The following is an 11714-nucleotide window of genomic DNA, read 5'->3' as shown; positions in this document are numbered from 1 at the left end:
ATGCAAAAACACTCTTTGATTGCAGTGGCGGTTGCGCTGTTCGCCGCGGGTTGCACGATGGCGCCGAAGTACCATCGCCCGGATGAGCCCGTGACGGCGAACTTCCCGACCGGCGGCGTGTACGACACGCAGCCGGGCGCGGCGAGCGCCTCGCGGACTGCGAACGGCCAGGCGGCCGCCGATATCGGCTGGCGTGATTTCTTCGCCGATGCGCGTCTGCAGCGGCTGATCGAAATCGCGCTGAAGAACAACCGCGATCTGCGCGTGTCGGTGCTGAATATCCAGGCATCGCAGGCGCAGTACCAGATCGCTCGCGCGGCGCTGTTCCCGACGCTGGACGCCGCGGCGTCGCAAAGCAAGCAGCGCACGCCGAAAGATCTGACGGCCACTGGTCTGACGATCAGCAACACGTACTCGGTGGGCCTGAACGCTTCCTGGGAAATCGACTTCTTCGGGCGGATTCAAAGCCTGAAGGATCAGGCGTTGGCTCAATACCTGGCCACCGCTCAGGCGCGCAAGGCCGCGGAAATCGCGCTGGTCTCGCAGGTGGCGAATCAGTACATGACGGTGCTTGAGCTGGACGATCTGCTGAAGGTGACGCAGAACACGTTGAAGACCGCGCAGGAGTCGTACCGCATCACCAAGCTGCAGTTCGACAACGGCACGGGTTCGGAACTGGATCTGCGGCAGGCGCAGACGGTGGTCGAGCAGGCGAACGCCAACCTGCAGTCGCAGGCGCGTCTGCGGGCTCAGGCGGATAACGCCCTCGTGCTGCTGGTCGGCGAGCCGTTGCCGGACGATCTGCCGCCGGGCATGACATTGGACAATCAGAACCTGCTGACGGATGTTCCGGCGGGCCTGCCGTCCGATCTGCTGACACGTCGTCCCGACATCATGGAGGCCGAGGAGAATCTGCTTGCGGCCAACGCGAACATCGGCGCGGCGCGTGCAGCGTTCTTCCCGAAGGTCTCGCTGACCGGCAGTTTCGGCACGCTGAGCCCGACGCTCGGCGGTCTGTTCAAGCCGGGTTCGGCGGCATGGAGCTTCGCGCCGTCGATCACGTTGCCGATCTTCGAAGGCGGCCAGAACAAGGCCAATCTCGATCTCGCCACCGTGCAGAAGAACATCCAGATCGCAACGTATGAGAAGGCGATCCAGACGGCGTTCCGCGAAGTGGCGGACGGACTGGCGGCACGCGGCACGTACGATCAGCAGATCCAGGCGCTGGAGCGCAATACCTTTGCCGAGCAGCGCCGGCTGGATCTGTCGGACCTGCGTTATAAGAACGGTGTCGACAGCTATCTGTCGGTGCTGACCGCGCAGAACGATCTGTATATATCGCAGCAGTTGCTGGTGACCGCGCGCATGCAGCGTCTGCAGAACCTGGTCACGCTGTACCAGGCACTCGGCGGCGGCTGGATCGAACGGGCCGGCGAGCAGCCGCGTCCGGCCGATGCACCGGTCGATTACGGTGCGGCAAGTGCGCCGGTGGCGGCTTCGGCGGCGACTGCGAGTTGAGTCTTGTAGTCGCAGGCGTGTAGGGCGGTTTTTGGCTTTGTCAGGAAGGCCGTCCTGCGCAACTGGTAAGAAAAAAAAACGCCACGGCATGCCGTGGCGTTTTTGTTGGCGCTGAGATCAACTCAGCTCGGATCACAATCCAACTCGGATCAACCCAACTCGGATCGACCCGGCTCAACCCATCACTCACGCTCAGCGCGATCTCTCTCGCGCAGCGTTGCCTGCGGCCCGACGCTCAGTGCAAATCCGCCGCACGCAGCATCTCGTCGCGTGGCGATTCATTACCGCCGCGTCCGTCGAAATCATGTCCGGCCTTGCGAATCTCGCACTGCGCCTTCTTCTCGCTCTTCACGCCGTTGAAGATCAGGTTCAGCACGACCGCCGACACCGACGCCAGCAAGATCCCGCTATGCAACAGCGGCGACAGCGCCGGCGGCAGCTTCGAGAAAAATTGCGGCGACACCACCGGCACCAGGCCCATACCGATGCTCACCGCGACGATGAACAGGTTGTGATGGTTCTTCACGAAGTCGACCTTGGCCAGCACCTTGATGCCGTTCGCCGCGACCATGCCGAACATCACGATGCCCGCACCGCCGAGCACGAAGGCCGGCACCGAAGCCACCACTTGCGCCATCTTCGGGAACAGGCCCAGCAGCACCAGGATCACGCCGCCCATCGCGCAGACAAAGCGGCTCTTCACACCCGTCACGCCGATCAGGCCGACGTTCTGCGAGAACGAGGTATGCGGGAACGAGTTGAAGATGCCGCCGATCAGCGTGCCCAGACCGTCGACGCGCAGACCGCGCACCAGCGTCTTCTGATCCACGGGACGATCGACCATGTCGCCGACCGCGAGGAACATGCCGGTCGATTCGATGAAGGTGACGAACATCACGGTGACCATCGTCGCAATCGCGAGCGGATCGAAATGCGGCAGGCCGAAGTGGAACGGCATCACGATGCCGACCCACGGTGCGTGCGTGACGCCGTCCATGTTCACGCGGCCGAGCACCAGCGCGATGAGGAAACCCGCAACGATGCCGAGCAGCACCGAGATATTGGCGAGGAAGCCCTTGGCGAATTTGTTGATCAGCAGGATCAGCATCAACACGAGGAGCGACAGGCCGAGATAGACCGGATTGCCGTAGTCAGGGTTGCCGACACCACCGGCTGCCCAGTTGATGCCCACTTCCATCAGCGAGAGGCCGATCACCGAGATCACCACGCCGATCACCACCGGCGGGAAAAAGCGCAGCAGCTTGCCGACCGCCGGTGCGAGAAGGATGCCGATGACGCCGGCCGCGATCGTCGAGCCGAAGATGTCGAGGATGCCGAGCGAAGGGTTGGTGCCGATCGCGACCATCGGGCCGACAGCCGCGAACGTGCAGCCCATGATGACCGGCAGACGGATGCCGAAGATCCACAGACCGAGGGTCTGAATCAGCGTGGCGATGCCGCAGGAAAACAGGTCGGCGCTAATCAGGAACGCGATCTGGTCTTTCGGCAATTTCAGTGCCGCGCCTACGATCAGCGGCACCGCAACTGCGCCTGCGTACATCACCAAAACGTGCTGAATGCCGAGCGTCAGCAACTGGCCCGCGGGCAGTCGCTCGTCGCACGGGTGAACCGTGTTCGATTGCATTTTGTCTCTCTCCACCATCTCGTTTTGGGATGGCTCCAAGGTATGCGGAACGAAAAGCTGCAACAAGACCACTGGGGCCTATTCCGGCATTCCCGGTGACGATATGGATGAGGCCTGTTTGAAAGGCAAAAGAAATGCGTGCGCCGCACAAATCGCCCGTCAGCCCCATGCAGCGGCGATGGGCGCTCGCGCGTCGCGCGCGCCCGTGCTAACGGGATATGTGTGAGAATCAATGAGGTGTATCTCGCTCGACGCATAGTGCTGTTTTTGTGCGGCTCGCGGCGTGGCGGGGTTAACCCGCGAGTCCGGGTTTTCAGCGCGCATTCCGGCGCGCTTCCGAAGCCGTGCAGCGGTGATGGAAAATACGCCGTTCCAGGCACCTTTCGCGTGCTTGTCCCTAAGCTCAAATTGACGTCCTATCGCCCATGAGTTTTCTTGGCATCGACCTTGGCACCGGCTCCCTGAAAGTCGCAATCGTCGACGAAAACGGCCGCGAGCAGGCAGCGGCCAGTGTCGCGTATGCACTCGAAACGCCGCACTCCGGATGGGCCGAAATCTCGGTGCAAACCTGGTGGCGCGCGCTATGCGAAGCGGCGGGGCGTTTGCCTGCCGGTTTGCGTCGTGAGGTGCAAGCAATCGGTTTCTCCGGGCAGATGCACGGTGTCGTGTTGATCGACGCCCATGGTGAAGCCGTGCGCCCGGCAATGCTCTGGCCCGACACGCGCGCGTTGGGTCTGCTCGATCAATGGCCCGAGCCGCAGCCGAATCCTGTTGCGCCAGGCATGGCCGGTCCTTTGCTGCGCTGGATCGTGCAGAACGAACCGCAGTCCGCACGTAAGACACGATGGGCGCTGCAACCGAAGGATTGGTTGCGCGTCGCGTTGGGCGGCGCGGTCGCAACCGATCCCTCCGACGCCTGCGCGACCGCGCTTGCCGATCCCGCTGGCGTGTGGGATCAGGCGCTGCTCGAGCGGCTCGAATTGCCGCATGAATGGTTTGCACCGCTTGCGCCTTCCTATGCGGCGGGCGGCATTTTGTCGCGGGAGGCCGCGCAGGAACTGGGTCTGCGCGCCGGCATCGTGCTGGCGATCGGTGCCGCCGATACGCCATGCGCTGCGCTTGGCAGTGGTCTCGCGAGCGACGGCGACGCATTGCTCACCACCGGCACGGGAGGACAAATCGTCGTACTCGCCGAGCACGCGCCGCAAGCGGTAAAAGGCCTGCATCGCTATCGGGCCGCGAGCGATCACTGGTATCGGATGGCGGCGATGCAAAACGTCGGCGTCGCGCTCGAACGCGTGCGGGGTTGGTTGTCGTATGAATGGGTTGATGCTTATCGTGATGCATTCGGTGATACAACAGCCGCTATCTCAAGCGCCGCAGCAGGCCTGACTTTCCTGCCCTACCTCACCGGCGAGCGCACCCCGTGGCTCAACCCTGCCGCGCGTGGCGGCTGGCTCGGCCTCGCGCTCGACCACACGCGCGGCACGATGATGCGCGCCGCATTCGAAGGCGTCGCGTTCTCGTTGCGCGCCGGGCTCGACGCGATCCGCGCGAGCGGCGCGACGGTGACGACCTTGAAGCTCGCGGGCGGCGGCTCCGTCGATGCGCGCTGGCGGCAGTTGCTCGCCGACGCGTTAAACGTCGAACTCCATGCCGTCGACTGCCCCAACGCAGCGCCGCGTGGCGCGGCTATCCTCGGCGGATTGGCGAGCGGGCATTGGCACGCAAGCGACCTCGCCGCGCTTGCGCCAGGCGCGACGCGTGTTGCCGGGCCGCAAGGCGATGCGGCGCTCGCCGAACGTTATGCGCGCTTTCTCGATCTGTATGGCCGCGTCGAATCATGGTTCGGCAAAACCCCGCTTCGCTGAGCAACGCGATGTCAGCTACAGACAATGCCGCGACGTACTTTGCAATACCATGACGGCTTTCGCACGCTAAGGTATAGGCCGGCGCTTGATGCCGGGCGGCGACGACACTGTCCGTCCCCAGTCCGGCACACGAATTAACTGCGGAACCGCGAACCGCGACACCGGCACGCCGCGCGATATCTCACCGCGACGCGCCAGGCATTCACCGACTCACAGGAGCATTCACGATGAAAACCAAAGCAGCAATCGCATGGAAAGCCGGCGCCCCGTTGACGATCGAAGAAGTGGATCTGGAAGGCCCGCGCGCCGGTGAAGTCCTGATTGAAGTGAAAGCGACGGGTATCTGCCACACCGACTACTACACGCTCTCGGGCGCGGATCCTGAAGGCATCTTCCCGGCGATTCTCGGTCACGAAGGTGCGGGTGTGATCGTCGATGTGGGTCCGGGTGTCGGCACGTTGAAGAAGGGCGACCACGTCATTCCGCTTTACACCCCGGAATGCCGTCAGTGCAAATTCTGTCTGTCGCGCAAGACCAATCTTTGTCAGGCGATCCGTTCGACGCAAGGCAAGGGCCTGATGCCCGATGCCACGTCGCGCTTCTCGCTGGACGGCAAGCCGCTGTTTCACTACATGGGCACGTCCACGTTTTCGAACTACATCGTCGTGCCGGAAATCGCGGTCGCGAAGGTGCGTGAAGACGCGCCGTTCGACAAGATCTGCTACATCGGCTGCGGCGTGACGACGGGCGTCGGCGCTGTGGTGTATTCGGCGAAGGTCGAAGCGGGCGCGAACGTGGTGGTGTTTGGTCTCGGCGGCATCGGCCTGAATGTGATCCAGGGTGCGAAGATGGTCGGCGCGGACAAGATCATCGGCGTCGATATCAACCCGGGCCGCATCGAGTTGGCGAAGAAATTCGGCATGACCCACTTCATCAACCCGAACGAAGTCGAGAACGTGGTTGACCACATCGTGCAACTCACCGACGGCGGGGCAGACTATTCGTTCGAATGCATCGGCAACACGAAGGTGATGCGTCAGGCGCTGGAGTGCACGCACAAGGGCTGGGGTCAGTCATTCATTATCGGCGTGGCGGCGGCGGGTGAAGAGATCAGCACACGCCCGTTCCAACTGGTGACGGGCCGCGAGTGGAAGGGCTCGGCATTCGGTGGTGCGCGCGGCCGCACGGATGTGCCGAAGATCGTCGACTGGTACATGGAAGGCAAGATCAATATCGACGACCTGATCACGCATCGTCTGCCGCTCGAGCGCATCAACGAAGGCTTCGATCTGATGAAGAAGGGCGAGTCGATCCGCTCGGTCGTGCTGTACTAATACGTCACCGACCCGGCACAGAAAGGAGCATGTCGATGCTTGAACTATTGTCGTCGCATGCCTGCCATGGCGGCGAGCAGCGGATCTACCGGCACGACTCGCAGGCCGTCGGTCTGCCGATGCGCTTCTCGGTGTATCTGCCGCCGCAGGCTTTGCAGGCCAACGCGAACGTGCCCGCGCTGTTCTATCTCGCCGGCCTGACTTGCACGGAAGAAACCTTCCCGGTCAAGGCGGGCGCGCAGCGCTTCGCGGCGCAGCACGGCATCGCGCTGATCGCGCCGGACACCAGTCCGCGCGGTGCGGGCGTGCCGGGCGAAAGCGCGGCGTGGGACTTCGGCGTCGGCGCGGGCTTTTACGTCAACGCGACGCAGCAGCCGTGGGCGAAGCACTATCGGATGTACTCGTATGTGCGCGATGAACTGCGCGAAACAGTGCTCGCGAATCTGCCGGTGGACGGCGGGCGTCTGGGCATCTTCGGGCATTCGATGGGTGGCCATGGCGCGCTGATGCTGGCGCTGCGCAACCCGGAGATCTATCGGTCGGTGTCGGCGTTCGCGCCGATCGCCGCGCCATCACAGTGCCCGTGGGGCGTGAAGGCGTTCAGCGGGTATCTGGGCGAGGACCGTGAAGCGTGGAGGCAGTATGACTCGAGCGAGCTGGTCGCTCACGCACCACGCAAGTTCGCTGAAGGGATTCTGGTCGATCAGGGGCTGGCGGATCAGTTCCTCGCCGAGCAGTTGAACCCGGATGTGTTCGAAGCCGCTTGCAAGGCCGCAGGACAGCCGCTGACCTTGCGTCGTCATGCTGGCTACGACCACGGGTATTACTTCATCTCGACTTTCATCGAGGACCATCTCGCGCATCACGCGAAGGTGCTGCTCGGCTGATATTCACCGGGACGATGGCGGCGGCACGCAGTGTGTCGCCGCCAGGCGCCGCTTCAACGCCGCTTCAACGCCGCTTCAACGCCGCCTCAACAAACTCCCGCCATACACCACCGCCGACAGCACGGTGATCCAGAAGCTCGTCGGCCAGTCGGTATAGAACGCCAGCGTCAGACCGAGCCACGCCTGCACCAGGGCGAACACGGCGGCAAGCACGAGACCGGTCGAGAGTCGCGTCGTCACGTTTTGCGCGGCGGCGGCCGGCCCGACCATCAGCGTGAACACCAGCAGCACGCCGACAATCTGCGTGCACGCCGCCACGGCGAGCGCGGCGATCGACAGGAACAGCACCGACACCCTGCGCAACGACACGCCCTTGGCTTCCGCCAATTCCGGCTGCAACGAAGCAAACAACAAGGGCCGCATGATCGCGGCGAGCGCCAGCAAACTGATGACGCCTAGCGCCGCCAGCACGCCGAGTGTCGACGCATTCACGCCGAGCACGTTGCCGAACAGCAGCGCGGTAACTTGAGTCGCGTATGCGGTGAAGAAATGCAGGAACAGCAAGCCGAAGCCGAGCGACAGCGACAGGATCACACCGATCGCGACATCGCGTCCGGCCAGTTTCTCGCCGAGCGCGCCCATGCCGACGCCTGCCGCGAGGGTGAAGCCGATCATCCCCCAGATCGGCGAGATGCCGATCAGCACCGCGCCGGTCGCGCCGGTAAAGCCGACGTGCGAGAGCGCGTGACCGGCGAAAGTCTGTCCACGCATCACCAGAAAATAGCCCACCACACCTGCCAGCACCGCGACGATCCCCGACGCCGCGAACGCGTTCACCATGAAATCGTATTCAAACATCGTGCTTGTGTCCGTCGCGTGAGTCGTGCTGGTGTGAGTGGCCGTGTGCGCCACCGTGGTCGTGCGAATGTGCATGCCCGTGCGAGTGGCTATGGCCGCCGTTCTCGTCGTGTTCGTGCTCGTGATCGTGTTTTTCGACTTCGACGTCGCCCGACATCACGAAGATGCGGCCATTCACGCGCATCACATCGATCGGCGAGCCATAGAGACGCGACAGCACCGGCCGCGTAATGACTTCATCGACGGTGCCGAGCGCGGCGACGCCGCTGCCGAGATACAGCACGCGATCGAGCGCGTGCAGAAGCGGATTCAGTTCATGCGCGGAGAACAGCACGGCAATGCCGAGCTCCTGCTGCACGCGCCGCACCAGTTCCACCACGCTCTTCTGATGATGCGGATCGAGGCTGATCAACGGTTCGTCGAGCAGCAGCAGCTTGGGGTTGCCGAGCAGGCATTGCGCGAGCAGCAGACGCTGACGTTCGCCGCCCGACAGCTCCGATAACGGCCGCTCGGCTAGCTGGCGGCCGCCTACCAGATCGAGCACCCGCTCGACATCCGCGCGGGTTTTGCTGTCCGCATGGGGCAGGCCCCAGCGGTGTCCATCGGCGGCCATGGCGACGAAGTCGCGGCCGCGCACGCGGCGCCCGGCCAGCGCACTGCGCGTCTGCGGCATATAACCGATCGACGAGTTACCACGCTCGACCGGCTGCCCTAACACGCGGATCGCGCCGCTCGCCGCCGGCACGAGACCGAGCACGGCGCGCATCAGCGTGGTCTTGCCCGCGCCGTTCGGCCCGAGCACGCCGATGAATTCGCCCTGGTTCACCACGAAGCCGGCGTCGCGCAGAATCGTGCGGCCGCCGAGTTCGAGCGTGACGCGCTCAAGTTCAAGCACGGGCGCGTTGCTACGTGCGCCCGTCGATGCACTAGCTGGCGTGCTGCGGCCAGTTTCGTTCATTGGGTTTTTCCTTTGGCGGTGCTCGCCGCCGCATTCGCTCCGCCTGCATCGCCCGCGGCCAGCGCCGTGCCTAGCGCGTCGAGCTGCGTCAGCATCCACGTCTGATAGGTCTTACCGGCCGGTTCGGTTTCGGTGACGCTCATGGTCGGCACCTTCGATTGCTGCGCGAGCTTCAACATGCGTTTGGTCAGGGCCTCGGTTGCCTGGCTGTTATAGATCAGAACGCGTACGCGCTTTTCGCGCAGATCGCGTTCGAACGCGGCGATATCGGCCGCGCTTGCTTCAGTGTCGTTCATCGTCGCCAACTGGAAGCGCAGATTGCGCATCGAGAGGCCGACTGCGTCCGACATATAGCCGAACACCGGCTCGGTTGCCGTCACCGGCACGCCGGCGTAGCGGCCATGCAGATCGGCGACTTTGGCGTCGATGGGTTTCAGCGAATCGAGAAACTTCGCGAGGTTCGCATCGTACGCCGACTTGTGCGCCGGGTCAGCCGCGACGAGCGCCGCGCTTACCGCGCGCGCCACTTTCGGCATGGTGGCCGGGTCGTACCAGAGGTGAGGATTATCGCCGCTCTTCTTGCCTGTCAGTTCGGCGGTAACGATCGTCGCGCGATTCGAGCCCTTGGAAGCGGCCAGCAGTTTCGCCATCCACGGATCGTAGTCGGCGCCGTTGTAGACCACAAGGCTCGCATGCTGCAAGGCCCGCGCCGTCTTCGGGCTGGCTTCGAACAGATGCGGGTCCTGATCCGGATTGCTGAGGATGCTGGTCACGTCGACGCGATCGCCGCCCAGTTGCTGCACGACGTCACCGTAAAAGTTTTCCGCTGCCACTACAGGGATTTTCGCATCTGCGGCAAATGCCTCGTGGCTGAGCGTGAGAGCAGCAGCGGTCGCCGCGCCCATAGCCATGGTCTTCGACAGCTTTAGCGCATGGCGCGCCCCGTTCAACATCGAGCCGAATTTCTTCATCGTTGTTTCCTGCTGCGTGAGAGTTGAATGAACTACGAACCTTGGGAGCGGCGCGTTTTGGCGTTCATACCGGTGATCAGGCCGGCTTTCATAGGGACGCACCGGAGGGCCGCGCCGCGCGGGCGCAGCGCGCGCACAGCCCGCTTAGCTCGACCACCTGGCGGTGCACCTCGAAACCGTGTGCCGGCACGCTATGCGACAGTTGTTGGGCAAGATCGCCGCCGGGAATCTCCACAGTCGCGCCGCACCCGTCGCACATCAAAAACTGGCTGCGATGCGGCACGCCGACCTCGCAGCAGGCAAAAAACGCGTTCTTCGATTCGATCCGATGGACGAAGCCGTGCGCGAGCAGAAAGTCCAGCGCCCGGTAGATCGTGGTGGGCGGCACGCGCCCGCGTTGCGGCTCGAGCGCGTCCAGCAACTCATAGGCCCCGATCGGCCGGTCGCTGGCGACGATCGCCGCATACACCTGTCGCCGCAGCGGTGTGAGCGCGAGCCCATGCAGGGCGGCGTGCGCCTCGGCATGGGCGAGCCGTACGGCATGGTGTTCTGCAATCGATGTAGCCATCAGCGGACTCCCTGACGAACCTGCAAAGCTTCGGAGCGAAGCGAGGCCGCAATGATATAACGTATCTCGAATTTTTGTCAGCGGCTTGCGCAGAAAGCAGATTAGGGATCTTCGATTTCTCGTATTTGTGTCGGTCGAAGCTGGAAGAGGGTGCGCGATGGTCCTGCCGCGCTGCACCATCGAAATCTGGTCGAGCGCCTTGACATGGCCCGGTCCGTATCCGATCATTCGATCACTAACAGAGCAATTGTTCGCGCAACGAGCGTTCGCTCACTGCGCCTCAAGAAGCGAAACGAACCGGAGACAGGCAGTGGCGGCACGATTGCAAGACAAGGTGGCCATTCTGACGGGCGCGGCAAGCGGAATCGGTGAAGCCGTGGCGCGGCGGTATCTGGACGAAGGCGCGCGTTGCGTGCTGGTCGACGTGAAACCGGCGGACAGTTTCTGCGACGCGTTGCGCGCCGCTTACGGCGACCGCGTGCTGACCGTCAGCGCCGATGTCACGCGCCGCGAGGATATCGAACGCATCCTCGCGAGTACGCTGGAGTGTTTCGGCCAGGTCGATATCCTGTTCAACAACGCAGCGCTCTTCGATATGCGCCCGATCCTCGATGAATCCTGGGACGTGTTCGACCGCCTCTTTGCGGTCAACGTGAAGGGCATGTTCTTCCTGATGCAAACCGTCGCCCGGAAAATGGTCGAGCAGGGCCACGGCGGCAAGATCATCAATATGTCGTCGCAAGCCGGGCGGCGCGGCGAGGCGCTGGTGTCGCACTACTGCGCAACCAAAGCCGCCGTCCTCAGCTACACGCAATCCGCAGCGCTCGCCCTCGCGCCGCACCAGATCAATGTGAACGGCATCGCGCCGGGCGTCGTCGATACGCCGATGTGGAAAGAGGTCGACGCGCTCTTCGCCCGCTATGAAAACCGGCCGCTCGGCGAGAAGAAGCGCCTGGTCGGTGAAGCGGTGCCGCTCGGCCGTATGGGCGTGCCGGACGATCTGACCGGTGCGGCCCTGTTTCTCGCGTCGGCGGATGCCGACTACATCACCGCGCAAACCCTGAACGTCGACGGCGGGAACTGGATGAGCTGAGCGAATCGCAG

Annotated in this window: 10 protein-coding genes; 5 read left to right on the top strand and 5 right to left on the bottom strand. The window is 63.6% G+C overall.

Annotated features, from left to right (window positions below):
* Complete coding sequence (locus M0D64_RS34860; RefSeq protein WP_266261139.1) at positions 1–1518, top strand: efflux transporter outer membrane subunit; 1518 nt, start codon at positions 1–3, stop codon at positions 1516–1518.
* A 235-nt stretch (positions 1519–1753) separates the two neighbouring features.
* Here M0D64_RS34860 and M0D64_RS34855 read toward each other — a convergent pair whose 3' ends face one another.
* The gene (locus M0D64_RS34855; protein ID WP_154558656.1) at positions 1754–3163 is read right to left on the bottom strand and encodes a nucleobase:cation symporter-2 family protein; all 1410 of its coding nucleotides are present in this window, start codon (positions 3161–3163) and stop codon (positions 1754–1756) included.
* A 425-nt stretch (positions 3164–3588) separates the two neighbouring features.
* On the opposite strand from M0D64_RS34855, the gene M0D64_RS34850 reads away from it, so the two are divergent.
* The 3 genes from M0D64_RS34850 to fghA all read left to right on the top strand — a co-directional run bounded on the left by M0D64_RS34850 (position 3589) and on the right by fghA (position 7255).
* Entirely contained in the window at positions 3589–5034 is a 1446-nt protein-coding gene (locus tag M0D64_RS34850; protein ID WP_266261138.1) for a xylulokinase, read from the top strand.
* A gap of 227 nt (positions 5035–5261) precedes the next feature.
* Positions 5262–6368 carry an S-(hydroxymethyl)glutathione dehydrogenase/class III alcohol dehydrogenase gene (locus tag M0D64_RS34845; protein ID WP_093635627.1) on the top strand — a complete coding sequence of 369 codons (1107 nt, stop codon included), beginning with the start codon at positions 5262–5264 and terminating at the stop codon, positions 6366–6368.
* 35 nt (positions 6369–6403) lie between these two features.
* A complete protein-coding gene (fghA, locus tag M0D64_RS34840) occupies positions 6404–7255 on the top strand; it encodes an S-formylglutathione hydrolase (RefSeq protein ID WP_171929005.1) in 852 nt (283 codons plus the stop codon).
* Positions 7256–7330: 75 nt separating this feature from the next.
* Here the strand turns inward: fghA and M0D64_RS34835 are convergent, their stop codons facing one another.
* From M0D64_RS34835 to M0D64_RS34820, 4 genes are all read right to left on the bottom strand, one after another.
* A complete protein-coding gene (locus M0D64_RS34835; RefSeq protein ID WP_154558653.1) occupies positions 7331–8113 on the bottom strand; it encodes a metal ABC transporter permease in 783 nt (260 codons plus the stop codon).
* The gene (locus tag M0D64_RS34830) at positions 8106–9071 is read right to left on the bottom strand and encodes an ABC transporter ATP-binding protein (RefSeq protein ID WP_171929007.1); all 966 of its coding nucleotides are present in this window, start codon (positions 9069–9071) and stop codon (positions 8106–8108) included. Before M0D64_RS34830 ends, M0D64_RS34835 begins: the two co-directional genes overlap by 8 nt.
* The gene (locus M0D64_RS34825) at positions 9068–10042 is read right to left on the bottom strand and encodes a metal ABC transporter solute-binding protein (RefSeq protein ID WP_266261137.1); all 975 of its coding nucleotides are present in this window, start codon (positions 10040–10042) and stop codon (positions 9068–9070) included. Before M0D64_RS34825 ends, M0D64_RS34830 begins: the two co-directional genes overlap by 4 nt.
* An 88-nt stretch (positions 10043–10130) precedes the next feature.
* Positions 10131–10610, bottom strand: coding sequence for a Fur family transcriptional regulator (locus M0D64_RS34820; protein WP_154558650.1), 480 nt, complete (start codon positions 10608–10610; stop codon positions 10131–10133).
* Positions 10611–10920: 310 nt separating this feature from the next.
* Here M0D64_RS34820 and M0D64_RS34815 point away from each other — a divergent pair, with 310 nt between their 5' ends.
* Positions 10921–11703 (top strand): L-iditol 2-dehydrogenase, encoded by a 783-nt coding sequence (locus M0D64_RS34815; protein WP_266261136.1) that lies wholly within the window; start codon positions 10921–10923, stop codon positions 11701–11703.
* The last annotated feature ends 11 nt before the right edge of the window (positions 11704–11714 follow it).

Origin of the sequence: Paraburkholderia sp. WS6 (genome assembly GCF_030464835.1) — a bacterium.
Taxonomy (GTDB): Bacteria; Pseudomonadota; Gammaproteobacteria; order Burkholderiales; family Burkholderiaceae; genus Paraburkholderia; species Paraburkholderia madseniana.
The sequence above is the reverse complement of the archived record's forward strand: the minus strand, read 5'-3'. Positions and strand labels throughout refer to the sequence as shown.